The organism is Roseateles noduli (genome assembly GCF_050626985.1).
Classification (GTDB): domain Bacteria; phylum Pseudomonadota; class Gammaproteobacteria; order Burkholderiales; family Burkholderiaceae_C; genus Roseateles; species Roseateles noduli_A.
The window spans coordinates 5,351,353-5,376,790 of the sequence record NZ_CP192463.1 but is presented as its reverse complement, the minus strand read 5'-3'; the positions used below and the strand labels follow the sequence as shown (position 1 = coordinate 5,376,790).

20 protein-coding genes and 1 pseudogene are annotated in these 25,438 nt (G+C 65.0%); 9 read left to right on the top strand and 12 right to left on the bottom strand.

Annotated elements, in window-relative coordinates; all coding sequences use genetic code 11:
• Window positions 1–71 precede the first annotated feature (71 nt).
• On the bottom strand, window positions 72–272 hold the full coding sequence (locus tag ACQ4L4_RS23405) for a hypothetical protein (protein WP_431101240.1): 201 nt from the start codon (window positions 270–272) through the stop codon (window positions 72–74).
• A 285-nt stretch (window positions 273–557) separates the two neighbouring features.
• Window positions 558–1,526 (bottom strand): AbfB domain-containing protein, encoded by a 969-nt coding sequence (locus ACQ4L4_RS23400; RefSeq protein WP_431105003.1) that lies wholly within the window; start codon window positions 1,524–1,526, stop codon window positions 558–560.
• A 562-nt stretch (window positions 1,527–2,088) separates the two neighbouring features.
• On the opposite strand from ACQ4L4_RS23400, the pseudogene ACQ4L4_RS23395 reads away from it, so the two are divergent.
• Window positions 2,089–2,283: pseudogene (locus tag ACQ4L4_RS23395) on the top strand (IS5/IS1182 family transposase); the annotation flags it as partial.
• Between the two features lie 392 nt (window positions 2,284–2,675).
• Window positions 2,676–4,370, top strand: a complete 1,695-nt coding sequence (locus tag ACQ4L4_RS23390; protein WP_431101239.1) for a methyl-accepting chemotaxis protein — start codon at window positions 2,676–2,678, stop codon at window positions 4,368–4,370.
• Window positions 4,371–5,198: 828 nt separating this feature from the next.
• Here the strand turns inward: ACQ4L4_RS23390 and ACQ4L4_RS23385 are convergent.
• Window positions 5,199–5,609: a response regulator gene (locus ACQ4L4_RS23385; RefSeq protein WP_431101238.1), complete on the bottom strand. Its 411-nt coding sequence runs from the start codon at window positions 5,607–5,609 to the stop codon at window positions 5,199–5,201.
• 938 nt (window positions 5,610–6,547) lie between these two features.
• On the opposite strand from ACQ4L4_RS23385, the gene ACQ4L4_RS23380 reads away from it, so the two are divergent.
• Entirely contained in the window at window positions 6,548–6,787 is a 240-nt protein-coding gene (locus tag ACQ4L4_RS23380; protein WP_431101237.1) for a hypothetical protein, read from the top strand.
• A gap of 688 nt (window positions 6,788–7,475) precedes the next feature.
• On the opposite strand, the gene ACQ4L4_RS23375 is transcribed toward ACQ4L4_RS23380, so the two are convergent.
• From ACQ4L4_RS23375 to ACQ4L4_RS23360, 4 genes are all read right to left on the bottom strand, one after another.
• On the bottom strand, window positions 7,476–10,583 hold the full coding sequence (locus tag ACQ4L4_RS23375) for an efflux RND transporter permease subunit (protein ID WP_431101236.1): 3,108 nt from the start codon (window positions 10,581–10,583) through the stop codon (window positions 7,476–7,478).
• The gene (locus tag ACQ4L4_RS23370) at window positions 10,580–11,710 is read right to left on the bottom strand and encodes an efflux RND transporter periplasmic adaptor subunit (RefSeq protein WP_431101235.1); all 1,131 of its coding nucleotides are present in this window, start codon (window positions 11,708–11,710) and stop codon (window positions 10,580–10,582) included. The genes ACQ4L4_RS23375 and ACQ4L4_RS23370 overlap by 4 nt, the downstream gene beginning before the upstream one ends.
• Before the next feature lie 28 nt (window positions 11,711–11,738).
• On the bottom strand, window positions 11,739–12,521 hold the full coding sequence (locus ACQ4L4_RS23365; protein ID WP_431101234.1) for a MipA/OmpV family protein: 783 nt from the start codon (window positions 12,519–12,521) through the stop codon (window positions 11,739–11,741).
• A 170-nt stretch (window positions 12,522–12,691) separates the two neighbouring features.
• Window positions 12,692–14,155, bottom strand: coding sequence for an efflux transporter outer membrane subunit (locus tag ACQ4L4_RS23360; protein ID WP_431101233.1), 1,464 nt, complete (start codon window positions 14,153–14,155; stop codon window positions 12,692–12,694).
• 184 nt (window positions 14,156–14,339) lie between these two features.
• Between ACQ4L4_RS23360 and ACQ4L4_RS23355 the strand changes: the two genes are divergently transcribed.
• Entirely contained in the window at window positions 14,340–15,032 is a 693-nt protein-coding gene (locus tag ACQ4L4_RS23355) for a response regulator (protein WP_431101232.1), read from the top strand.
• Window positions 15,033–15,094: 62 nt separating this feature from the next.
• Entirely contained in the window at window positions 15,095–16,225 is a 1,131-nt protein-coding gene (locus ACQ4L4_RS23350; RefSeq protein ID WP_431101231.1) for a sensor histidine kinase, read from the top strand.
• A gap of 7 nt (window positions 16,226–16,232) precedes the next feature.
• Here the strand turns inward: ACQ4L4_RS23350 and ACQ4L4_RS23345 are convergent, their stop codons facing one another.
• Window positions 16,233–16,919 (bottom strand): glutathione S-transferase family protein, encoded by a 687-nt coding sequence (locus ACQ4L4_RS23345; RefSeq protein WP_431101230.1) that lies wholly within the window; start codon window positions 16,917–16,919, stop codon window positions 16,233–16,235.
• A gap of 161 nt (window positions 16,920–17,080) precedes the next feature.
• On the opposite strand from ACQ4L4_RS23345, the gene ACQ4L4_RS23340 reads away from it, so the two are divergent.
• A complete protein-coding gene (locus ACQ4L4_RS23340; RefSeq protein ID WP_377154980.1) occupies window positions 17,081–17,686 on the top strand; it encodes a TetR/AcrR family transcriptional regulator in 606 nt (201 codons plus the stop codon).
• Window positions 17,687–17,808: 122 nt separating this feature from the next.
• Here the strand turns inward: ACQ4L4_RS23340 and ACQ4L4_RS23335 are convergent, their stop codons facing one another.
• Both ACQ4L4_RS23335 and ACQ4L4_RS23330 read right to left on the bottom strand, forming a co-directional pair.
• Window positions 17,809–18,675, bottom strand: a complete 867-nt coding sequence (locus ACQ4L4_RS23335; RefSeq protein ID WP_431101229.1) for a helix-turn-helix domain-containing protein — start codon at window positions 18,673–18,675, stop codon at window positions 17,809–17,811.
• A gap of 1,610 nt (window positions 18,676–20,285) precedes the next feature.
• A complete protein-coding gene (locus tag ACQ4L4_RS23330) occupies window positions 20,286–20,909 on the bottom strand; it encodes a tyrosine-type recombinase/integrase (protein ID WP_431101228.1) in 624 nt (207 codons plus the stop codon).
• Window positions 20,910–21,218: 309 nt separating this feature from the next.
• On the opposite strand from ACQ4L4_RS23330, the gene ACQ4L4_RS23325 reads away from it, so the two are divergent.
• From ACQ4L4_RS23325 to ACQ4L4_RS23315, 3 genes are read left to right on the top strand one after another with little or no spacing between them, the layout of a single operon-like run.
• Entirely contained in the window at window positions 21,219–21,734 is a 516-nt protein-coding gene (locus ACQ4L4_RS23325; protein WP_431101227.1) for a hypothetical protein, read from the top strand.
• Between the two features lies 1 nt (window position 21,735).
• Window positions 21,736–22,143, top strand: a complete 408-nt coding sequence (locus tag ACQ4L4_RS23320) for a hypothetical protein (RefSeq protein ID WP_431101226.1) — start codon at window positions 21,736–21,738, stop codon at window positions 22,141–22,143.
• Window positions 22,144–22,173: 30 nt separating this feature from the next.
• Window positions 22,174–22,698 carry a hypothetical protein gene (locus ACQ4L4_RS23315; protein ID WP_431101224.1) on the top strand — a complete coding sequence of 175 codons (525 nt, stop codon included), beginning with the start codon at window positions 22,174–22,176 and terminating at the stop codon, window positions 22,696–22,698.
• Window positions 22,699–23,226: 528 nt separating this feature from the next.
• On the opposite strand, the gene ACQ4L4_RS23310 is transcribed toward ACQ4L4_RS23315, so the two are convergent.
• Together ACQ4L4_RS23310 and tnpC are read right to left on the bottom strand one after the other, a co-directional pair.
• On the bottom strand, window positions 23,227–23,751 hold the full coding sequence (locus ACQ4L4_RS23310; protein ID WP_431101223.1) for an SMI1/KNR4 family protein: 525 nt from the start codon (window positions 23,749–23,751) through the stop codon (window positions 23,227–23,229).
• Window positions 23,752–23,841: 90 nt separating this feature from the next.
• Window positions 23,842–25,425 carry an IS66 family transposase gene (gene tnpC, locus ACQ4L4_RS23305; protein WP_431101222.1) on the bottom strand — a complete coding sequence of 528 codons (1,584 nt, stop codon included), beginning with the start codon at window positions 25,423–25,425 and terminating at the stop codon, window positions 23,842–23,844.
• Window positions 25,426–25,438: the final 13 nt, after the last annotated feature.

The following is a 25,438-nucleotide window of genomic DNA, read 5'->3' as shown; positions in this document are numbered from 1 at the left end:
TCCGCAAAGCGCTGCCGCGCCCAGTCGAAGACCAACCGATCGCAGGTTCAAGCGCGTCGGCGACGCGCAGGCTATAGCGGCTTGGGGAGCACGCCGCCAGCGACCTGTTCGAGGTACCGGTAGTAGCTCTGCCGGGCTGCATGCGACAGCTGCGCCAAGTGCGCCATCTCATCAGCGTCCACGAACACACCATTCTTCACCTTGGCATACATCGCTCGATAGGCCGCGTTACAGGCGGCTTCCGCGCGCTGCCATTCCTGGAGCAGGTCCATGGCCGGCATTGGGCACCTCCCGGTGCACTTGCTGGCTGATGGGCGCGAGCGCGCGGGGACAGGGCACTAAGGAGCCCCCGCTCAGTTGGAACTTGATAGTACGCCCTTCCCTCACAGAACTCCGTAGGGCGTTAGCGAGTGAGTCACTAATCTTATTCTTGGGGGTTCCAAGGCGGGGCATCTGCTTCTCGCCTGAACCGGGCCAAGGTCCAACGGGTCATACCTTCGTCAAAATCTTAGGCGCCGCCGATCTCTGTGACCAGTGGTGCTAGATCGCTGGCTAGTTCAAGGCGTCGGCCTGTCCGGTCCGGCGATGCACTGCGCCATTAAGGCCTGGAACGTGGCTTTAGGGAGGCCGCGGTCGAGAGCTTGGCGGGCCCGCTCGCAGCGGTCGGGGGAGGCCTTGGACGCGATGCAGCGCTGCAAAAGCATAGCGACCGTGTTGTATGGCACGCGGCCGGGCGCTGCAAGAGCCGCTTCGCAGATCGGCTTGGTCGGAGCGGTGGGCTGCCGTTCGCGGCGCGGGAGCGGTCTCCCCGGCGTGTCCAACCGGCTCGATTGCGCCGGGACGAACGCATCTTCCTGCGCGAAGCTTGCCGAGGACTTGAACGCCGGCGTGCCATCGTCGGCGGTGACGCGGAGTTCGTTGCCGATAAACCGCAGGAAGTGGCCCGGGCGTTCGTTGACCGCTTCAAAGCTGAGGAACTGGCTCAAGGGCTGGGCGCCGAGGGGCGCCCTAGCAATGAAGGACGCGCCGCGCCAGAACCGTGGAACGTCTTCGATGCGCCGCACGACGATACGGCCGCGATCGTTGACGAAGTAGTGGTTGGGGACGGCGGTCGACTCGAAGCTGACAGTGTTCTCGCCCTTATCTAACCCGGGGCGTAGGATGAAGGAGGCGTGAGCGGCGGCCTCGGGGTTTCTGACGTTGTCGACGAAACCCATCCAACCACTGTGCATCATGAAGCGGTCGTCCAGCGTGCGAAATCTTGCTTCTACGCCGCGTGCGCCGGCGGTGACCGGCGCGCTGCAGATTGCGTTGACGGGATTCTTCAAACACAGGCGGTAGGCAGCGCTCGACGGCGGCTGGCGGTCCACGTAGTTTCGAATTTCCCCCGAATGCAGCGGCACTCCATTGCGTTCTAACGAAGGGCTGTCCGCATTAATCCGCTGGGCGTCGGTCCAGGGGTTGATCCAGCGTAGTTCCACGACGATCGCACCGTTGGCCGGTCGGCGGAATGCCAAGGCTTTCATGACCGGGCTGTGCAGCGCCTGGTCGCGCGGAGGCAGTGGCGCGGTGGGTGGGGGAGGCGCGACCGGAGGTGGCCGGCTTTCGGGCGGCATGGTGGTAAGTGCGACGTAATCGCCATCATTCGAGCAAACCCGGTTGGAATCGAACACTGCGCAGACGCGATAGGCGTACCGGGTAGCTGGCCGCAATCCAAGGGCGGGAAAATAGCGCACATCCGGTCCGAGCGAAGCCACCGGACCTGTGGCCTGTTCTTCAACGATAAAGCCGAAGACGTTGACGCCGGTGTGGCTCCAGCCGATCGTGATTCCGCCGGGTGCGTTCGAGAATGCGCTGGTGATGATCGGCGGCTCCGACCCCTGCGCCAACGCCGCTGCGGTGAGCGTGGCAAGCGTAGTTAGTGCGATCAAATGTCGTGCCGCTACTTGAGTGCGCAGCTGGGACGGCCTGGAACAAGCTGCACGATCGCTCGGTAGATCCTCACGACTATTAAGGCTCCGCTGATCAATTTTTCGACCGGCATGCAGCATGCATGACCGAGGGCGTCGAAGAGCAGGTGGTGAGTCGATGAAGCGACTCAGCTTTACGAGTGCTGGGCAGGCGGCAAAGAAGCGGAGCACGCGGCGCGAAAAGTCCTGGGTCGAGATGGAAGCGTTGGTGCCGTGGTCTCGGCGGTAGGCGGTGATCGAACCTCCGTATCCCACGAGCGGGCGCGGGGCCCGACAGCCGATCGGCGTGGCGAAGATGCTGCGCATGTACTGCGGCGCGGTAGTCGACGTCAGCTTACCGTTGAGCTGTTCCATGTCATTCCCTCTGCGGCGTCCGCGTCTGTGCGATTGGGCTCAGATGAGTTCTACCCCTTTCGAGGTTGCACTTCTATTGCCAGATTGGGGATGGCGGAGGAACGCTGACGGTGCCCCTTGCAGCGCCCCCCGACGCGCCAGAGCCGCTACCGCTCACACTGGAATAGGCTCGGCGTTACGCCCCGGGAGGATGTCGTTCAACTGCAAGCGCGAGCCAGTTCATGTAGGCAAAGCTCCTTCACCAGAAAGCGGAGACTCCGACTTTCCGAATGTTGTCGTACGGCACACACTTGCACCCATCAGTCCTGCGACCGCGCAGGTTTCCCTCTGCCAACTTGATCGGGTGTGCCAATGTCGCGTTTATCTGTGAAGCAGCTTCTGATGCTGGCGTTCGGTCTGCTGGCGGCGTGTGTGACCGCTGTGTCCCTCCTGGCACTTCACGATCTTGGTGCCACGAGCGGCCGTTTCACCGACTTTGTGAACGGTATTGCCCAACGGGAAGGGCTGGCGGTCGACCTACGAATCGAGGCGAACCGCCGCGCGATCGGGGTGCGGGACATGGCCATCGCTCAGTCCCCCGGCGAGTTGCAGGCAGGCAAAGAGATGGCGCTCAGTGCGCATGCGGAGCTCGGTAAAACGCTTGAGAAGCTGAAGAGCACCGTCCAGCGCTCCTCCACGAGCGATCGGGAGCGCGCAATCCTGGCACGCATCCTGGAAATCGAGGCCAAGTACAGCCCGGTGGCTGCCGGCATCGTTGCGATGGCGGATGCCGGCAAACGTGAGGAGGCCACGCTGGCGATCAGCCGGGACTGCCGCCCGCTGCTCTCGGCCCTTCTTGCAGCGGCGCACGAATACGTCGATGTGACGCGCGCCCAGGGCAATGAGAACGTGCGCTCGGCAGAAGCCGACTACGCGGCCCAGAGCTGGCAGCTCGGGATCGCAAGCGCACTGGCCATTGCAGCCGCGATCGCGCTCGGACTCTTCATCACCCGGCGCATGCTGCGAGCGCTCGGCACGGAGCCCGCCGTGCTGAGCGAGGTCGCGCGGCGCGTGGCACAGGGGGATCTGAGTACCGTCAGCGGTGCCGACTCAGCACCTCAGGGCAGCGTGCTCGCGTCGATGGGCCAAATGCAGCAGCAACTCGTCACCCTGATCGGTCAGGTGCGCCAAGCTGCGCACACCATCGCCGGCGCCAGCCAAGAGATTGCGCACGGCAACAACAATTTGTCGAGCCGCACCGAGGAGCAAGCATCCGCACTTGAGGAAACTGCTTCTTCCATGGAGCAGCTCAGCGCCACCGTTCGGCAAAACGCCGACAACGCCGTGCAAGGCAGCCTGCTAGCTCGGGGCGCCAGTGACGTGGCGGGCCGGGGCGGCGAGGTCGTCAGTCAAGTAATCGGGAAGATGCGAGGCATCCAGGACAGCAGCAAGCGGATCGGCGACATCATCGGAACCATCGATGGGATCGCGTTCCAAACCAACATCCTGGCACTGAACGCGGCCGTGGAGGCTGCGCGCGCAGGTGAACAAGGGCGCGGATTCGCAGTTGTGGCGTCGGAAGTTCGCAGCTTGGCTACGCGCTCGGCACAAGCGGCAAAGGAGATCAAACAGCTCATCGAGGACAGTACCACCCGTGTTGAGGAGGGTACCGCCCTCGTGGATAAAGCTGGCGCCACCATGGATGAGGTAGTTGCCGCGATCCGGCGCGTGACCGACGTCATGTCCGAGATTAGTGCGGCAAGCGCAGAGCAGAGCACCGGCGTATCCCAGATCGAGCAAGCGGTCGCACAGATGGACCAAGCCACCCAGCAAAACGCCGCGCTCGTTGAAGAGTCCGCGGCTGCCGCGGATAGCCTGAGGGAGCAAGCCCATCGGATGGTTGAGTCGGTCGACGCATTCAAGATCGATAGCAGCGAAACGCACGGGGCCGCTGCTGCGCAGGCGGGGGGAAGCATGCGTCATGCGTCATTGACCTCGTCAGGGCATGCGGCACGGAGGGTCTCCTCGGTGCCGTCGACCAGCGATGGCGTGTGGGCCGTCATCTGATCGGCGTAGGGGCGTCTCACCGCGCGATGGGCGAAACCGGCCGCGGCACTTTTCAGCAAGCTGCTCGTGGATGTGCCCACCGCAGCGCGGAGGCTGCTGCGGCGCGCTGTGTGCGGACTTGGCACCTGTAAGCGACACCAGCGTAAGGGTCCCGGCAAGTCATGTTGACCCGCTGAGCCGTGCCTAGGGTGCTCGCATCCATCAACGACTGAAATGCCCCTGGTGGAAATCTCATGTTGGCGGGCGTGCGCGGCTGTTTTTAAAATGCACGTATGCCGACCGGACATCCGACTTCCCGGACGCTGCCGAAGCTGTCGCGGCTTGGCTTGAACTTGAGGGATGGCGAGCGATTTGCGTGCTCACGATTGAGCAGGCACTCATGAGCCTCGCCCAAGAGCATGTAGACGCAGTTGTGATGGAACCGTATCTGCGCTCTGGCAACGCGATGGCGGTCACTGTGGCAGCTCGAACCGGCTTCGGCCCTCCTTTGATGGTGTCGCTGAGTGCAAGCGGCCGAACTGGCGATCAGACTTCGTACGAGCCGACACTTTTTGACGTCGACCTTATCAAGCCCGTCTCCATGGTGCAGCTAGGCGAGATCCTCGCTTTGCGGTGCGGCCACGACCGCCAGCGCGTCCGTCAAAGCTCAGCCTGTCAGCCGGTGCGATAGCAGCAGCCTCATCGGACAAAAATGCGCCAGCATTGCCGACTGTGCCGTGGCGTCAAAAGTTCATCGCGTCTCGTCTAGCCGCACGCTTAGGGAGGAAGTGTGTGGCGCTTGGCTCGGGCGGACGATACCGCGAGTTTCTGCTCGACTCCCGGGAGGCCTCAATCGGGACGCTCCGCCCGTCGTAGCAGATCCCCCAGCTCACGATGGAGCCGGGAAAAGTCAACCGGTTTGATCCAATAGGCCGAAGCACCAGCTTTGATGGCCGCGCGAACATCCTCGGCGGCTGCGTCGCCGGTCAACAGGGCGATCGGAACCTCACGCCGTCCCTCGGCCGCCAGAAGGCGTCTGAGGACCTCCGCGCCGGGGAGATCGGGTAGATGCATGTCCAAGATCACTGCGTCCGGCCTAACCCGCTCAAACACCTCGATACCAGTCTGCCCCGTCTCAGCTATGAGTAGTTCCAGACCAGGCACCTGGTCAGCCCAACATTGCATGAGTCGCAGGTTGGTCGGGTTGTCCTCAATGTAAAGGACTCTCCCAGCAGTCGGAAGGTGGTTGCCGCTGTCCATAGGCCTTACTCCCAGAGCATCGAGTGCGTGCGGCGACTCAGCCTACTTCGCCGGCCGGCGTCCCTCAACCGACGACAGGGCAAAGCCCGCTCCCAACGAAAAGGCGGTGGCGTCGCTCTTGGATTTCCGATACCCGTCGATACGGCACAGACGTCGATCAATTAATCGGAAGCGAGGGCGCCGCACTCTAAATCGCACCACCTCGAACGACGAGCGCGTTCTCGCCAGCTGTGGCGGCGCCACGGGCCTTGAGCGTTCCGCCACACGACGGCTCGATCGTGGCCAGGCCGTCAGCAACTGATTGCACGGTGCCGATCTGCCAAGGTCGTCCGGGATCAAGTCCAGGAACGCGGGGAGCGGGCTACGCATGGGGGCTCCACCTCCTCGAACGGCATCACGGGCTGGCACGAAGCAGACCGCGATCGCCGTCAGAGCCTACACATAGACGTAGCCCGTAGCGAGCACAAGGCAGATCTCTGTCAGTCGCACACGGCGCGGGACTGCAGGCGCTCAAGCGTAGGGGCCAACATTTGGCGCTTATTACATAAAGCACGCAATCAACTCCGGCCTCGACGGGCGAAAAAGATCGCCCATGAGGCTGCCATATTCGTGCTCCAATCATCGCCACTGACCTGCACGTCAGTGCGGCCACATCCCGCGTTCGCGAGCTTCTATGTGCGGCTTCTCAGCCGTCTCGGCGCTCAAAAAAATATGCGGTGCAACGAAGCCATGACATCTCTGTCGGAGGAGATTGGTCATTCCTCGACATTGGTAGGCGCCAGCGCGGCGAGCGCTCGTCATCGACCTGCCGCTCAAACTCGAGCGCTAGACAGTGAAAGGCATCCAGGACCAACTCGATCCCAAGGACTGGAGCGCGCCTTGGCCAACTTGATGGTCGCCGCGGCCAGGCGTTCATCGGCCATTTCGCAGGAGTAACGATGACCACGTTCAAGGGTATCGACTTTCTCTACGGGTGCATCGGTGCCGGTCCAGTGTTCAAGGTCTCGGTGGATCTTGCCCGGCTCGGGGACTCGCTCACGTGGTTCGCCACGATCAACTGCGATCCGGAGTTCCTGGAACTCCGCGGTAACGCCTGTCGCGGCCACAACGAATCGGAGCGCGCGGCGGTGGTCAGATCGGTTTCCACCGCTATCGATATTGCGCTCGACGCCGGCTAGGAAAACGCTTGCCAGAATCGCGTTTACCGGCCTGATCAGCCCTGCCGCACTGGCGATCTAAGCTCTCCGGGCGGCCTCTGCAAGGAGTACCGCGGGCCACATGCCCGGGTGACTGCAGCCGCGCTCTTGACTGCAGGCGACAAGGGTCCCGACCACCACGATTCGTTCTCCCCGCCAGCGTCGACAGATCTGCTCATCGAGGCCGTGCGCTCCGCTGCCGGTGCTCAGCCAGATGGTCGACTCGGCGTGGTCTTGATGCCCAGCTTGTGGATTGTCGGAAATACCGGGCGTGTCACGGTCAAGGAAGAAGATGCCTGTGACGGACAGGCGCATGCCGCTGAGCGTGTCCAAGTGCTCAAGTGCCCGGATGACGGTGAAGAGACTGCCCATGGCGTCGCAGCGTACTCCTATCTGAAGCTTTGCTGTCTTTGCTTCGGTCGCCTTCAAGCATTAGCCTCATCGTGGGCATCATCACGGCTACGTCGTCTGGCCCATGCTTGCTTCGGCATGGTCACGGCAGAACGCAGGAGGTCAGCAGCGAAAGAGGCTCCGGCCGTGGCTCCGCGAACTGCTCATCACCATCGGTGGCAATCGCAGCGAAGACGAATGGCGACCGATGAAGCGCAACTCTTGGCCTGGATCAGGCCCGATTCAAACGCTCCTTGGAGTTTGGCTGGATAGCGAGAAGCTATTTCCCCTCCATCTGGCCACCCGCATGTTGGCGGGCCGAGCGGTCGACCTCCGTGCGCATGACCCGCCAACGAAACAGGAGGTCGTAGAGCGCCGGAATCAGCCCGAGCGTCACCAGCGTGCCCAGCGCCAGTCCGCCGATCATCGTGATCGCCATGCCGGTCCACAGCGGTCCCGCGAACAGCATCAGCGGGATCAGGCCGACGATGCAGGTCAGCTTGGTCATCACGATGGGCCGCAGTCGCTTGACCGCCGCGGCAACGACTGCCTCGCGCCGACCGAGACCGGCGGCGCGTTCCGCCTCGATGCGCTCCAGCAGCAGGACCGCGTTGTTGACAATGATCCCGGCCAGCGCCAGCAGGCCGAAGGTCGCCATGAAGCCGAACGGATAACCGGTCAGCAGCAACGCGAGCGTCGCGCCGATCAGCACGAAGGGCACGCTGGCGACGATGATGAACAGCTTGCGGAACGAGTTGAACTGCCAGATGAAGAGCAGCAGGATCGCGATCAGCGCATGCGGCATGAACTCGAGCAGCGCCTGATTCGCCTCGGCCGAGTCCTCGATCTCGCCGCCCAGTTCGATGCCGTAGCCCGGCGGCAGCGCGATGGCGGCGATCCGCGGCGCGATCGCCTGCACCAGCTCGCTGGTGGTCCGCGTCGGGTTGTGCCCGGTGACGGTGAGCGTGCGCACGAGATTGCGACGCACGAGTGTCGACGGCTCGGTGTCGCTGGTCACCGAGGCGATGGCCGACAGGGCCACCGGCGCGCCGCCCGCGGACGGATACACCAGCGTGTCGGCGGGCGAGCCCTTGGCGGCGCGTTCGGACGCGCCGCCGCGCAGCACGATGGGCGCCGACACGCCGTTGTCGTGAACGACCGACGCCGCGACGCCGCCGTAGCGCATCTGCAAGGCCCGGGCGATGTCGTCGCTGGAGACACCCGCCTGGCGCGCCCGCGCCTGATCGACCTGGATCACGCGCCGCGGCACGCGCGTCATCCAGTCGTCGTAGACATCGACGTTGCCGGGCACCGAGGCCAGCGCGGCCTGGATCTCGCCGCCGATGCGCCGCAGTTCAGCCTCGTCGGGCCCCGACACGCGATAGATCGCGACGCCGGCCTCCGTGCTGCCGAGCGAGAAGCGCTTCGGCTCCGCTCGCAGCTCGGGAAAGTGCAGGCGCATGTGCCGCTTGGCTCGGGCGAGGACGTCGTCGATCCGCGTCCCCGGCTGCACGCTGACGGTGAAGTACGCAATGTTGGCCGCTGGCAGCGGTGGATTCAGCCCGAGGACGATGCGGGGGCCGCCATCGGCCACATAGCCGATGCTGTCCACGACCTCGGGATTGGCGTTGCGGTCGGCCAGCCAGCGGCTCATCGCCTCGACGGTACGCAAGGTCTGGCGGGAGTCGCTGCCCGGCTGCAGCGTCACCGGCATCTGGAACTGCAGCCGGTCCGACTTGGGGAGGAAGTCGTACGGGATGTTCGACAGCACCGCGCCCGCCGCGATCAGCAACGCGACCATGCTGCCGATGAACAGCGCCTTGTGATCGAGCACCCATCCGATCAGCGCGCGATAGCCGCGATAGAAGCGCGATCCGCCCTGATCGTCCGAGGCGCCATGAGTCGCCGGCACGTGAGCGAAGTACAGGCACAGCAGCGGCGTGACGGTGAGGCTCAACACCCAGGAGCCGAGCAGCGTCACCGCCAGCACGACCGCCAGCGAGCGCAGGTACTCGTTGGTGGCCGTCTGGCCGAAGAAGAAGGGGGAGAAGGCCAGCACGATCACCAGCGACGAGCTCAGCAGCGGCACCGCGAGCGTGCGGCCGGCCTCGATGCAGGCGTGGCGGCGTTCCTCGCCGGCGACCAGGCGGCGTTCGATGTCCTCGGCGATGACGATGCCGTTGTCCACCAGCAGGCCCAGCGCCAGGATGATCGCCGCGATCGACACCGTCTGCAGCTCCACGCCGAGCGCGCGCATCGCGATCAGCGCGCCGAGGATGGTCAGCGGCACGATGGCGCCGACGATCAGTCCGGTGCGCCAGCCCAGGAACAGCATCACCACGGCCATGACGATGACCACCGTCTCGCCCATGACGTGATGCATCTTCCCCATCTCGCGCTCGACGACGTCGGCTTGGAAGGTGACCACGTGCTGCTCGAAGCCCACCGGCAGCAGGCGCTGGGTCTCTTCCAGCTTTGCCCGCAGTGCCTTGCCGAAGGCGGCGATGTTGCGCCCCTGGGCCATCGACACCGCCACGACAACCGCCGGCTGCCCTTGATAGACCGCGGCGCTCTCCGGCGGATCGGCCGGCAAGACCTGGATCCGCGCCAGTTGGCCGAGCGGCACCTGACGACTGCCGGCGGCCGCCGGCACCGCGACGAGGAAGTGGCGGAGATCGTCGAGGCCGCGGATCTCGCCCGAGGTCGCGACCGTCATGGCGAGTCCGGACGCCGAGATCAGCCCGCCGGGCGCGATGACGTTCTGCGCCTGCAGTTGCTGCGCGATCGCGGCCGGCGCCACGCCGGCCTCGACCAGGCGGGCGCGGTCGAAGTCGACGTAGACGCGGTCCTCGCGCAGGCCGTAGAGCGACACATGCTCGACGCCCGGGAGCGCATAGAGCTGCTCGCGCAGCCGGCGCAGCGGCTCACGCATCTCGCTCATGCCGAAGCCTGGCGCCGTGACGGCGATCGACGCGACGGCGACGCGGCCGAAGTCGTCCTCGACGAACGGGCCCACCGTGCCGGCGGGCAGCTCGGCGGCGGCCTCACCGGCCTTGGCACGCACGCGCTGCCAGAGCGCGGGCAGATCGCTCACCCGGTCGTAGGCGGTGAGCTGCAGCACGGCGCTGCCGGGCCGCACCGTGGTGACGATCCGCTTGAGGTCGCCGATCTCGCGCAGGCGCTCTTCGGTGGGTTTGGCGAGCAGTTGCTCCACCTGCTCGCTGGGCATGCCGGGGAAGGCGACCGATACCAGCGCGTCGCGCACGGTGACGGAGGGCTCTTCCTGCGAAGGGAAATCCAGGAAGGTCGCCACGCCGGCCAACAGCAGCAGCACGGCGGTCAACAGGGTCAGCCGGCTGGCCCCCAGGGCGGAGTGCGTGAGCTTCACAGGGGGCCTCCGTCGGCGAGGCGCGATGCCACGGGCAGCGGCTGGACCGCCTGCCCATCGCTCAGGAAGGCCGACCCCGCCGTCACGATCTGCTCGCCGGGTTTCAGGCCGGCGCTGATGACGAAGCGCTCACCGGCAATCGGGCCGAGGGTGACCGGGCGACGGGTGACGCGTCCGGCCGCCTGCTGATAAACGAAGACGGCGGCGTTGACGCCGCGGGCGTCGGCGATCACCGCCGACAGCGGCACCGTGAGCGCTCCGGCCGGGGCGCCAGCGGGCGCATCAATCAGGTCGAGCGACAGGCTGTCGCCGCTGCGCAGTGCGTTGGCGGCGCCCTGAAAGTCGAGGATCACCTGGGCGCTGCCGCCGGCGTCCAGGCGCGACGAGACACCGCGCAAGCGCAGCGAGAAGGGCTCGGCGGCACCGGCACGCCGCGCGCGCACCAGCGCGCCCGGCTGCAGCCCGCTGGCGATGTCCCCCGGGAGGACGGCCACTGCCTGTGGCCGCCCGAGGCCCTCCAACTGCAGCAAGACCTGGCCCGCCGCCGCATCGCCCTGCGGCTGTGCCAGCCGCGCGACCACGCTGCCGTCGAAGGGCGCGCGGATCTCGCTCTGATGCACCGTGCGCCGCGCCAGCGCCAGGTCGGCTTCCGCCGTCTGCCGCTGAGCAGCCGCGGCATCGAGGGCGGCCTCCGCCGCCGTCAGCGTCGCGCGCGACGTTGCCCCGTCATCGAACATGGCCTGCTGCCGCCGCCATTGGCTGTCGCGCTCGCGCCATTGCGCGGCCGTGGCACGCAGCTGCGCCTCGGCCTGACGCAGCTTCAACAGCATCGGTGCCGGGTCCAGCCGTGCCAGTACCTGGCCCTGGCGCACGCGGTCGCCGACATCGACGGCAATCGCCGCAATGCGACCGCCCTGTTCGAAGGCGAGGTCGGCACGCTGCTCCTGCCGGACCATGGCGATGAAGCGGGTGTCGCTGCTTGCAGCGCCGATGCCGGCTGTCTCCAGCTTCACGGTGCGCGGCGCAGCGGGTGGCGCCACGTTCGCGCGGCCGCAGCCGGCAAGCACCGTGGCCGCCACGGCCAGCAGGCAGGCACTCGCGACGCGACGGGAAGGGCGTGTGCTCAAGGGCAATTTCATCGTTGCTTGCATCGAATCAGTAGGCGTAGGTGACTGCCAGGGTGGTCGACACGGGATTGCGGCGTTCGACGACCGGGCTGTGCGCCGCGTTGTCGAAATAATGCGTCCCGCGCAGTTCCAGCGATCCCGTCCAGTGCGGGTCGAAGCGGTGCTCCCAGGTGGCCGCCACGCTGCCCGCATACAGGCCTCCACCGGCCTGGAAGGCGGCGAAACGGCTGCTGGCCGCCTGCGCCGCCGTGACGCCGAAGTACGCCTGGTTGTAGCGGCGGTCACCCCACAAGGCGTCGACGTCCAGCGTCACGTGTTCGCGCCCGGCCTTCAGCACGTCGTACTCGACGCCGGTGCGGTATCGGTTCCGGCGCGCGCCATCGCGCAGCGCGAATTCCGCCTCGACGCTGGCCGAGAGGCCATGGCCCAGGTTCTGCACGAGCAGGCTGCGCGTGGTCAGCGAGCCCCGCACGTCGCCCATGCCGGCCAGGCGGCGGTCGCCGGGGCGCCAGTCGCTGTCACGTTGCAGGCGCCCGAAGTCGTAGAACATCGACTGCGATCCATACAGCCCCCAGTCCGTCTGGAACTGCAGGCCGGCGCCGCGCGTCGTGTCGAGGAAAAACACGCCGCGCTGAACGACCAGCACGGGGGCCGGCTGCAGCCGCGTGCGGTCCGCGCCTGCGTAGCGTGGCGCGAGCTGCGCGGCGGCGCCGACGGTGATCTCGGTCTTGTCGCCGAGCAGCGAGGAGGGCGTCGGGCCGTCTGCGGCGATGGCGGCGCCCGAAGCGGTCATCGACGCGACGACTGCCACGCCGGTGCGCGAGAGAAGGAGGGAAACGTGATGAGGCAGATGAGACAGATGAGACAGATGAGACAGATGAGGCATGGGTGCTCCAGGGAGGCGAACAGGGAGGCGAACAGGGAGGCGAAACAGGGAGGCGAAACAGGGTGGCTGATGCGCCGGGCGCATCGGGGGACGGTTCAAAGGGCGGCGGCGGAAGCGGGCAGCGCGACGCCATAGAAGGCTCGGAACAGCAGCACCCGGTTCAGCGCCACATCGCGCTGCGTCTCGAGCCGCGCCAGCGCTGATTGCCCGGCCGCGATGCGCTCGGCCAGCAGGTCGGCGCGATCGACCCAGCCAGCCTCGGCGCGGGCGGTCGCGCGTTGCGCGCGGCGCTGCGTGCGATCGTCCTGATCCGCTTGACGGCGCTCGGCCTCACGCCAGGTGGACTGCGCGTCGAGGGCCTCGAGCACCTCCCGGAACGCGCGTTGGACGGCCTGTTCGTAGCTCACGACGCCCGCCTCGCGCCGCAGCTGGGCCAGATCGAGCGCGGCCTGGCGACGGCCGTGGTCGAACAGCGGCAGCGTCAACTGCGGCATGAAGCTCCAGACGCCGCTGCCGCTCGCGAAAAGACCGCGCAGGCCCTCGCTGGCCGTGCCGATGCCGGTGCTGAGGCGGATCGATGGGAAGAACGCGGCCCGTGCGGCACCGATGTCCGCGTGCGCGGCACGCAATTCGGCCTCGGCCTGCTGCACGTCCGGACGCTGAAGCAGCAGTCGCGAATCCAGGTCGCGCAAGGCGGCCGGCTGGCTTGACGCGTTGGCGAGCGGCGCCAGCGGCCCCACCGGCGCGACATCCGACCCGGTCATCAGCCGCAACGCGCGCAGCAGGCCGAGATGCGACTCGCGCGACTGCGCCTCGGCCACGGCCGCCCGGTCGTCCTGCGCCCGAAGGCGGTCGACGTCGTCGTCGGAGGCAAGGCCCACCGCGCGTTGACGCTGCCCGAGGGCCAGCAGGTCCGCGCTGTGGGCATGGAGCGCTGCCGCCACATCGAGCGCCTGCGCCGCGCTGCGTTCCAGGATGTAGAGCCGGAGCACCTCGGCGACCAGCGCGCCTCGCACCGCCTGTTGCCCGTGGGACGAGGCGAGATAACGCTCGCGTGCCGCATCGGACAGCGACTTCAGCCGGCCGAAGAGGTCCAGTTCGTAGTCGTCGAGACCGAGGGTGGCCGAGACCTGCTTCTGGCCATACCGCGCGTCCTGCTCCGTGCTGTCGAAACGCTGGCGCGACTGGGTCGCCGAGACGCCGACCGTCGGCCACCGATCGGCCTGCTGCAGCCGGTACTGGGCCCGGGACTGGTCGACCTGGAGCACCGCCAGCCGGTAGTCGGTGTTGGCCGCCAGCGCTCGCGAGACCAGCGGCGCGAGGTCACGGTCGGGGGCCAACGCAGCGATGAAATCACGCTCCTGCGGTGTGAGGGCCACGTCCGGGCGGGTCTGCGTGCTCAGCGGGATCCCGTCGTCGGACAGGCGGGCCGGCAAGCGCATCTCGGGACGCTGGGCAGGCGGGGCGAGGGCACATCCCGCCACGGTCAGCGCGATCAGGCCGGCCGCGGCCGTGCGTTGAACGCGATGCCCCGGGCGGAGGGCGAAGTGTGGAATCATGCGCGAGCGCTCGAAGGTGTCCATGCCCCGAAGCGTCGACGAGGAGTTTCAAGGCACGTTCGGCGAATCATCAAGATTTCATCAAGGACCCTTGGGGATGCCACCCCTCATTCCGCCGTCGCCCCGCCACCGTTGCCGTGTTTCCACGGCGTCTTTCCTTTCCTCAATTCGCTGACCCATCGTGATGACCGACAAGAAGGTGCTCGTCGTCGAGGACGACCTGGACAGCGCCAGCATCCTGGAGGCCTACCTGCGCAAGGACGGTTTCGCCGTGACGCTGGCGCATGACGGCCATCGGGCCGTGCAGCTGCATGCCCAATGGCGACCGGACATCGTGCTGCTCGACGTGATGCTGCCGCGGCTCAGCGGCATCGAGGTGCTGTCCAGCATCCGCCGTGCCGGCGACACGCCCGTCATCATGGTCACCGCCGTCGGTGACGAGCCTGACAAGCTCGGCGCGCTGCGTTACGGCGCCGACGATTACGTGGTCAAGCCCTACAGCCCCAAGGAGGTCGTCGCCCGCGTCCATGCGGTGCTGCGTCGCTCCTCGCCGGCGCGAGTCGCCGATGGCCCGTTGCGCCACGGCCGCTTGAGCGTCGACGTCGACGCCGTGGTCGCCGCGGTCGAGGCCCCGGACGGCAGTTCGCGCCAGCTGCTCGACCTGACCCCGACCGAGTTCAACCTGCTGGTGACGCTGCTGAGGACGCCGTTCAAGGCGTTCACGCGGGGCGAGCTGCTGGAGGCTTGCCTGCCCGACAGCGACGCGCTCGAGCGCGTGGTCGACACCCACGTGCACAACCTGCGCCGCAAGCTCGAGCAGCAGGGCATCACCGGGGTGCTGGTCACCGTGCGGGCCGTCGGCTACCGCTTCCAATGATGCGGCGCCTGTTCCCGGGCCGCGCGGGGCCCATGCCCTTGTGGTTGTGGATGGGCTTGCGCATGAGCGCCCTGGCTTTCGGCGCCATCGCGGCCGTGGCCATCGGCATGTGGGGTTACTTCAGCCTCCACGACCAGGCGATCCTGAACCGCCTGCCGCCGACCGCGCGCGAGGAGATCCTTCGACTGCGCGCGCAGCCCCAAGGCAACGAGGAACGCCTGTGGTCGCTGATCCAGCAGCACTATGCGGTCGAGCAGTTCGTGCCGGGCCTGTCCAATCCCGATTGGCTGATGGTCGGCGCGTTGGCCGCCTGCGAGCTGCCATTCCTGGTGCTGTTCGGCGTCCTCGCGTCGCGGACCTTGTCGCGCCAGTTCGGGCAGGTGGCGCGGTCGGCTCGCCGCGTCGCGGGCGGAGACTTCCGCGTGCGCGCGACGGTCCATGGCGCACCGCCTCGCGAGATGGTCGAGTTGACGGGGGACTTCAACGACATGGCGGCCAAGCTGGAGCAATACGAGCGGGAGTTGAGCGAGTCCAGCGCCATGTTGGCGCACGAGTTGCGCACGCCGCTGAACGCCGCGATGGGACGTGTGCAGGGCATGCTGGACGACGTGTTTCCGCGCGACATGGCGCAACTGGCATTGGTCCACCGGCAGCTGGCGCAGATCAATCGACTGGTCGGTGACCTGCATCTGTTGTCGTTGGCCCGGGCCGGGCAGTTGCGGCTGGCGCATGAGCCGTTCAGCCTGGCCGAGCTGGTCCGCGAACGCGTGTCCTGGCTGGAAGTCGCGATGAAGGAAGCGGGCGTCCTCGCGACAGCGACCTTTGAAGGCGACCTGACCCTCCACGGTGACCGGGACCGCGTGGGTCAGGTCTTGCTCGTCCTGATGGAGAACGTGGTGAGGCACGCCGCCGTGGGCGGCGTGCTGGAGATCCGGGCGACAGCCGTCGATCGGAGCGTGGAGCTGGTCGTGGCCGACCGCGGATCGGGCGTTGCCGACGAGGAGTTGCCGCGCCTGCTCGACCGGTTCTGGCGCGCGGACCAGTCCCGATCCAGGGACTCCGGCGGCTCGGGCCTCGGCCTCGCCATCGCGGAGGCGATCTGTCGTGCCCATGCGGGCATGCTGGTGTTGGCGCCGCGCGAAGGCGGCGGGCTGCGGGCTGTCGTCACGCTGCCGAAAAGCTTCAACGGCTGAGGGCGGATCAGAAGCCCATGCGGGTCAGGTCCTCCTGCACGAACTGCTGGCCGCTGCGTTCCCGGACGCTGGGCAGCGCCGCCACGCGCCGACGCCACGCCTGAAGGGCCTGGTGGTCTTCAGGTGCCGGGATCCCCGCCGCGTCGGCAAACATCAAGCCGGCGAAGAGCGTGATGTCCGCCATGGAGAAGTGATCGCCGGCCAGGAACGGGCGGTGCTGGAGCAGGTCGTCGAAGTACCGGTAGCCCTGCACCACCTTTTGGGCCTCCTGCAGGCCCATTTCCTTGCGGGCCGACCAGTCGGGGCTCTTGTAGACCTGCAGGGCCGCGCCGAGGCCAGGCGTCGCGTGGTGGAAGTAGAGGCCGACGGGATCGAGCACGAAGGACTCGGCGCGCCGCTGCATCATGTGGATCAGCGCCTTCTCCCTGGGGGTGCGGCCGGTGAGCGAGGGGCGGCCGTCGAGGTTGTCGAGGTATTCGGTGATGGCCGTCGATTCCGAGATCAGCGTGCCGTCGTCCAGTTCCAGCACGGGCACGATGCCCGCCGGGTTCTTGGCCAGGAAGGCCGGCTGCTTGTGCTCGGCGGCCATCAGGTCCACGGACACGAATTCCACCTGGTCGTCCAGACCCTTTTCGGCCAGCACGATGCGGATGCGGGCGGGGTTGGGGAAGCCGGGGCGGTCATAGATCTTCATGGTTCATCCTTGTCGGTTGACAGTGCTGGTTGACATTGTGGGTCAAGATGCCTATCTATCTATCGATAGATAGATGAGCATGGGAGCGGACTCTAAGGGCTCGCCTGACTTTGTGTCAAACTAATCTATCGATAGATAGATTCAACTGTGAAAGGGCGCCGATGTCCTCGAAGAGCCACACGCAAGCGGCGGACGCAGGTGCCGCCAAGACGGATACCCGGGAGGAACTCCTGGCCGCCGCCCGCTTGGCGGTGCAGGCCCACGGCTACAACGCGCTGAGCTTCCGGGAGCTGGCCAAGGAGGTCGGCATCAAGAGCGCCAGCGTCCATTACTACTTCCCCACCAAGGGCGACCTGGCCGCGGCACTCGCCGGCCGCTACGCGGACGAGGCGGAGGCCTTCCTCGGCGAGCTCGGCGCCAGCGGCATGCCGCATGACGATCTGATGCGCGCTTACGCAGGGGCCTTCCGCGTGGCGCTGGAGAACGACAACCGCATGTGCCTGTGCGGGATCATGACCGCCGAGTACGACGATCTGCCCGCGCAGGCCCGCACGGAGGTGGACCGCTTTGCGCAGATCAATGCGGAGTGGCTCGCCGCCACGCTGAGGCCGCGCCACCGCAAGGCGCCGCCCGCCGAGCTGGAACAGCGCGCGGTGGCCATCTTTGCCGCCATCGAAGGCGCGCAATTGATCGCACGCGGACGCAAGGACGTCGGTGCCTTCGATCGGATCATCGACACCTACCGCAGCGTCGGCCTCTTCAGTTGAAGTCGGTGCGTCCGTTGCGTGCGCCAGCCTGCTCGCCCGCTACTCAGATTGCCGAGAGTGGTCCTCAGCCGATTTCAAAACGAGTTGCAACGGATCGACGGCCTCCTTGGCTCAAGGTGTGACTAGATCTCTGAACGACGACGGAAGCTCGCGCGGAACTCCGTCGGCACGACACGCTTTAGGCGCAGGAACTGCCGGTTGAAGTGGGCCAGGTTCCTGAACCCCGCTTCCTCTGCAACCGCCCTTACGCTGAGTTCGGTGTTGATGAGCAGCTGGCAAGCCGTGCCGATCCTTAGTTGGCTGATGTAGGCCAGCGCGGTCATGCCGGCGTGCCGCTTGAACCAACGATGAAACGCTCCGACCGACATGGCGGCGGAAGCCGCCAGTTCGGGCACGCTGGGGGCGTTGCGTGCGTCGGCATGGATACGCGCCAGCACCAGCGACAGGCGTGTCTGAGCACGGTCATCGCTCGTCACGGATGCGTGGCTCGCCAGAGATGTCATCCCGTCGTCTTCCGCCAGCGTCGCCAGGATCGTGAGCAGCAATGGCAGACGTCGGGCCGCATGGGTCGTAGGGAGCGACAGCATGAGGGGCCGCACCTTCAAGGAAATCTTGCGGGAGAAGCGGATGCCGCGGTTTGACGCCCGGCGAAGCACCTCCAACGACATCATCTCCGGCCATTGCTCCACCAGTCGATCCAGCCAGTGCAAGGAGAACCAGGCGACCACCGCCTGGATTGGAAGGGCTGCCTGCAGACGCCCGTTCGAGGCCCAGCTGTGTGGCTGGTTGGGCCCGATCATCACCAAGTCACCCGACTCGAACGGCTCGACGCTGTCACCGACGTATCGCTGCCCGCACCCGTTCATCACCAGCGTGAGTTCGAACTCGGGGTGGTAATGCCACAGGAAAGGAATCTCCGCGAAGTCCTTGCACTGTAGTGACCAGGATTCCCCCGGATTGATCCTTATGTGCTCAAAGAAGGCTCTCAACCGACTCCCCCGGTGTATTGGTCAGAATCGTACCAATCGCCTTCGACGTAGGATTACCCGGCACGTGAGCCGCCAGAAAAATATGTCGGGTGTGCCCCCCTCCTACCCATGGCCCCATCCTCGTCGCCGCAGCATCCCGGGCAGGCGCCGTCGCACTCGCCAATTCACTGGTGGCGTGGGGGTTCGATGTACTGCTAACCGCGGCATGGTCAGAGGCTGACGTGATGCGGACCAAGGCTTGGTGCTCGGTCGCCGTGTTGGACGCGCAGACGAAATGCGAGTCGGTGCTGCCACTCGTCACCGTCCTTCACTCGGCAAGCCCTGAGCTTCCGATTCTGGTGTTGTCGCATCAGGCCACGGCAGCGTGTCGCGTGGCCGTACTGCAGGCCGGTGGAGACGCCTGTCTCAGCACCACTGGAGACGAGCGGGGACTGGAACTGGAGGCGCGGCTTCAGGGACTGTGCCGCCGGGGGCTTTTGCTGCCCGACACGAAACCACGTCTACTCGCTCGGCATCACTTGGCAGATCACCGACGCGGTCACTCTGGTGGCAAACCTCGTGCATGACAAGCGGACGCATCCGGAAGGCCGGCAGCCGGAAGGTGCCTATTGAAACGCTCGCAGCAGAAATGGGCGCGCGCGTGCGCCCGAGCGATCTTCCTTCTCTTGCTAACCAGACGTGAGTTGTTCGATCAGAGGCTTGTTGGCCAGAGCAAGACCGGCAGCGGAGACCGGGGAAGCTCGGGGAAGCACGAGACCAGGCTGAACTGCGCGGGGCCGGACCCCTATCGCGGCTTGGGAGTGCATTCCCCTCTGGCTCGAAGAACTGATCACAGTGCCCCGCGGAATGTGCAACAACAGCCTTGCTTAGCTCAAGCCGCATTCTTATCGGTACAGCTAAACAAGCTGTTTAAGCTAAGCATACGCGGCGCGTTTGTCAATCAAGAGGCTGGTCCGCACCGTGCGGTCGTCGGAAAGGCCCGACAAACTACCTTGCCGAGAGGCTCGCAGCCACGGAAGTTTTGCCACTAGATGCTGGCGTATGCCGCTGCCGGTGCCTTGATCGCCACCAAGACCATGATTACTAAGGCCTTGGTAGCTTCATGCAGTAATGACGTTCATTCGCACTTTTTGATGTTCATTCGCAGCTATTGTTGGAATTGACACCATGGCAGGTGCACGTCGCGCCAAACGCGCCGCTCTTCGTCAGACTCAAACGTCCGCCTCTTCATGGCCTCAAGGTCTGGGATGAATGGCGTGGGGGGCTTTCGGGTGATCGACTCGCCGTAGGCCTCGAACCAGTGCTGCTTTGCGTGCGCGCCGCAGTTGGGGCATGCGAAGTCGGTCTCAGAGACCGAGGCGAGGGGAATTTCTCGTGCCATCTCTCTAGCTCCCCTGCGCCGCTTGCCGGCCCCTCGTATCTGCGGCGACGACTTCAACTCCGGCAAAGTCTTGATCTGGTCTCATCGTGATAGCCTACTCGAAGCAGAACCTCACCGATGACAACTTCTGGCCGGGACTGCCAGTTCAGTGCGGCACCAGACAGCCGACATCTAGGAAGGCCGCGCCGACAACGCGGACGGTCAAGCGGCGCAGCCGTGGTCGACGACTTCAAATTTCCGTCTGTTCGGAGATCTCCAGGGCGTCATCGACCTCGATGCCGAGGTACCGCACCGTCGACTCAAGCTTGGAATGCCCAAGAAGCAGTTGGACAGCGCGCAAGTTCTTGGTACGCCGGTAGATCAGTGTCGCCTTCGTCCGTCGCATTGAATGCGTCCCGTAGTCGGCGCGGTCAAGTCCCAACTCGTCCACCCAGTGTCCGAGGATCCTGGCGTACTGACGCGTGCCCAAATGAGGTGAGTCGTGCAGTCGGCTTGGGAAAAGGTAGTCCTCGGATTTCAGGCCAGCCCGCTTGATCCACGCTTGCACGGCGTCTCGAGCGGCCGGCGTAATCTCGAATTGAACCGGGCGCTGAGTCTTGTGCTGGACAACGATCGCGCGTGAGGCCACCTGGTCGCCGTGGCAGACGTCGCGGACCTTGAGGCCGACCAGGTCGCACCCACGCAGCTTGCTGTCGATACCAAGGTTGAAGAGTGCCAGTTCGCGAACCCGGCCCTCCATCTGCAGGCGGACGCGCAAGGCCCAGATGTCCTTAAGCTTGAAGGGCGCCTTCTGTCCAACCAGCTTGCCCTTGTTCCACGGCTCGCGAAGAACGATATTGCCTGTGGTGCCCATGATGGTCTCCCATCGAGTTGAGGGCCTTGCAGGATGCGCCTAGCGCAGCATGTCAGCTTTGAAGTGACCGATCGAACTGCCGGACTCGGCCAAGAGCTGACCGTTGCTAATGTCGGGTTCTAGCTAAGCTTGCGGTCCGTTGAGCTTGAACGCCCTAACCCTTCGCTCGAGTGGATGCGCTACGGGAAGGCGATTGGCCCTTGAAGCCGTGGTTCATATCATCGGACTCGCTGACCAAGCGCCGTACCTGCGTGTACCCCTCAGCTCAAACGTTTGGCCTCAAAAGGCGTCCTCAGCTATGCTCGAAACATGAAGAAGAAGATTGCCGATGCAGCGTTTAGCCTAAGTGGGCTTTCCCTTTCAGTCGGCGCGCTCGGCTTCCTCTCAGGTGTCGTGCAACTCTTCATCGACACGTCAATTCAGCTGTCGGTCAAGTGGTCCCTTGCCCTCGGGTGGCTGTCGCTCTCCATCGTTCTCGTGTTGCTGAAGGTGATCTACGATCTCCACAGCGAGAAGAAGCCTGCCCCGCCCTTTGAGACTCCAATCAAGTACTTGCCAGATCAACAGATCCTGGTGATTCGTCGGAACGACAATTTTCTCAACAACATTGTTGTTGGCTGCTATTTCCAGTACGAGGAGATCGACTCTTTGGCCTGTCTCGGTGTCGTCCACATCGTCCAGGAAAAGGTGATCCAGATCCGGATCGTAGGTGGTTTCATTGGGCAAGCCACTGCTCCAACCTCGACTGACTCCCTATCAAGGCTGGTCGTCCGGCCGGTCGTCCCGATAGACGCGCTGAACCAGCTTCCAAGTGCAGGCACATGAAATGAATGAACGATACTTTGCCAAAGTCGTGAAGGTAATTGATAAGCACACCATCGTTGTCAACGCAGGTGCGGACAAGGATCTCAAGGTCGGCAAGCAATTCCTGATCGTTGGCCTTGGCGAAGCCATTGTCGATCCAGACACGAAGGAATCACTTGGTCAACTTGAGGTGGTCCGCGGCAAGGCGCGTGTCACGCATGTGCAGGAGCGAATCGCTACCTTAAAGTCCGCTGAGTACGAAAAGCAACCGGACTTCAAGGAGATCAAGAAGGTGAGCACGGCGGGGAAAGGTGGCCTCGCGAACATTTTCGGTCCTCAGGAAACCGTTACCGAGTCAATCAAGCCAGCCGAGCCGGTTCCGAAGCCGTTTGTAGAGGTCATGGTCGGCGACCTTGCGATTGAAGCCTGACTCGCGGTGGACGTCGCAACCCACCCGTATATGCATCCCGACCTTCTTGCATCGATTGAGCGTTTCCGAGCAGAAATGGAGACCGTCGATGAGGTGGCTCATGTCCTGCTCAAGGGGCACCTCCTCATTGAGGAGTCTCTGTCGGCGGTGATGGATCAGTATGTCTATCACCGAGAGCACCTCGAAGAAGCTCGGCTCACGTTTGCTCAGAAGACGCAGCTCGCTCGTGCCCTATGCCTTCGCAAGAACATGCTGGGGGAGTGGGATCTCATTTCGGCGATTAATTCGCTTCGCAATGACCTGGCGCACAGATTAAATTCTTCTGAACGCGGCAAGAAGCTAGCAAAAGTGAAAGACCTCTACTTCCGTGAGACGGCCGGCTTTGCAAGGATCGAAGAAGTCAAAAAGGAGTCCGACGTAGTAGTGCTTTCTAACGCATGTGCACATTCGGCCGGTTTCTTGTCAACGTTTCTCGCAGACTCACGAGGGTTTCGCCAGATGGTGCATACGCTGGATAGGCAACTCAATCCCGACTTGCCGCCCTTTGAGTTGTGAGCATGACGATGCCTAAAACCCTTTGTATGTCAACTTTCCGGTGAGATGATCAAGGTGGCCGAAGGTCCGCAAAGGGTCGAGAGCTGCGTCTCGCTGCTCGCTACGGCAGCCATTCGACTAGCCAGCAACGGACGGCGGTCCGGATCGCTCGGGCGTGACTGAGCCAACCCAAAGTGCTGCGCGGGTGAAGGTCTCCTTTCGGTCCGAGCTGTCGTCCGGCCGCCGTCCCTTACCGACCGCAACCAGCCTGAAGCCGATGTCGGCTTGCCGTAGTAGGCAAACGACCGCACCCGCCGCAAAGCGGAGACGGCATCCTGATCGCGGCTATGGAAGAGCTCTGGGCGTGCAAGCGTTGCGCCAGTTCAGGCAAGCGGCGTGGACGTGGCCTGCGCTTGGAGGGAGTCGGAAGGTACCGCACTAGATCCCACGCTGGACTCGATGACGTTGGTGAACGCGCTCGCGCACTGGTCTGACCAAGGTAAGCGTGCTGGGATGTCAGGTTGACGTCGGGCCCTGCGACGCTGCAGTTCACACGATGCTGGAAGGTTTGGCCGCGTAGTTCGCCATGAACTCTTTGAACGACGCTGACATCTGTTCGCCAGGAGTGTCGCTGGCCGTGACCCGGTAGACAGGCGCGGGTTGCTTTGGGTCGGCTGTTAGCTTGACGGCGTACAGCCACGAATTGACGAGGTAGTCTGCGAAGACAAAACAGTCTGGGTAGGCGTATCGGTCCGGGTAAATGACGCCACCCCGCTCGTCCAGTTCCTCGTGAACCGGGACCAATTCGCCGAGCGGCCAGAAGCGGAATAGGTCATCGTCCATGTGGCCATCGCTACTCCCGTCGACGGTCATAAGGTACGCCAGCACGTCAGCTGGAAGTGCGACTCCGTATTTGAGTTGAAATGCCTCGACTTCCGCCGCGGAAATTCCAGGCCGAATGGCGATGCCTGATCGCCGCCAATACTCAACGATAGTTCTCCACGGGCCATCACTGGACTTCGTCCCATCTTCGGATTCCAGAGCTGGCTTGGTACGTCGAAGCAATCCAAACATACGTGTCCTCCACGAGAGCCGCCGGATGGGCAAGGTGGACCTGCGATCCGCTCTCGGCCTTCCGAGCACCCGCTCAGTCACAGTATGCGGTCATTGTGCGCTTGAGGGCGCCCAACGGTGAGGCAGCAGGTCCGAGAGGTCGCGTGCCCTCTGCGTCGGAAGACGCGTCAGCACGTCGCGCATGTATGCATACGGGTCGTGGCCGTTGAGCTTCGCTGTCTGGATGAGGCTCATGATGGCCGCGGCGCGCTGCCCGGCGAGCAGTGTCCCAGCGAAGAGCCAATTCTTCCGTCCCGTGGCCCACGGCCTGATCTGCTGTTCGTCGAAGTTGTTGTCGATGGGCAAGGCAGGGTCGCCAAGGTAGCGCGTGAGTGCCGCCCAGCGGTGCAGGCTGTAGTCCATGGCCTTGGCGGTGGCCGAGCCATCGGGCACCTTCGGCCGGAACTCCAGCAACCACTTGTGCAGGGCCTGGGCGACCGGCGCCGCGCGCGTTCGTCGTTCTCGCAAGCGATCCTCTGCTGCCAGGTCCTTCACTTCCCGCTCGATGCCGTAGAGCTGCCCGATAAGCTCGATGGCGGTGACCGCCAAGGTGCTCTTGTTAGCCAGGTGCAGTTCCATGAACTTGCGGCGCGCGTGGGCCATGCAGCCCACCTCGGTGATGCCGCCATCGAGGAACAGCGCCTTGTAGCCCGAGTAGTCGTCGCACACGAGGCTCCCCTTCCAGGCGCTCTCGGCGCCGTGTCCCAGGAAGGTCCGTGGATGCTGGCCGGAGCGGCTCTCGGTGAAGTCGTAGACCACCGCGCGCATATCCTCGAAGGCGCCGCTGGCGTAGGCCCAGAGGTAGGCGCGATGGGTCTTGCCGGAGCCGGGTGCCAGCATGGCCACCGGCGTCTCGTCGGCGTGCAGCACCGGCAGGCGCAGCAGGTCGGACTTCATGGCATCGACCAACGGCTGCAGGCGCACGCCGCACACGCCCACCCAGGCCGCCAGAGTTGAGCGCGGGATGGCCAGGCCGGCGCGCTCGAAGATCGCTTCTTGGCGGTAAAGCGGCAGGTGGTCCGAGTGCTTGGCAACCAGCACATGGGCGAGCAGGCCCGAGGTGGGCAAACCCTTGTCGATGATCTCGGCCGGCACAGGTGCCTGAGTCAGCGTGCGGCACTTCGCGCAGGCCCACTTGCCACGCACATGGCGCTCCACCGTGAAGCTGCCGGGGGTGTAGTCCAGCTTCTCGCTGACGTCCTCGCCGATGCGCTTCATCTGGCAGCCGCAGGCGCAGGTCGTGTCGCTGGGTTCGTGGTGCCGCTCCACGCGCGGCAGATGGGCCGGGAGCGCGGCGCGCTTGGGCCGCTCGGGCGCAGGCTCGGTGTCCTTGCGCTTGGCTGCCATCAGCTCGGCCAGCTGCGCTTCCAGCGCGGCGAGGTCAGCATCGACCGCCTCGTCGAACAGTGCCTTCTGCTCGGCGTCGAGCTGCTCGCTCTTCTTGCCGAACTTTACGCGGCGCAGCTGCGCCATCTCGAAGGTCAGCTTCTCGATCTTGGCGTCGCGCCACTCAATCTCGTGACGGTCGTGCGCTTGGCGGTCCAAGAGCGCTCGCACCTTGGCGCCGATGTGCCCGAGCCCCGCAGCTTCCAGCGAGGCGATGTCTTCTGCACTGAGGGGCGCGGCGACTGCCATAACGGCAGTGTGG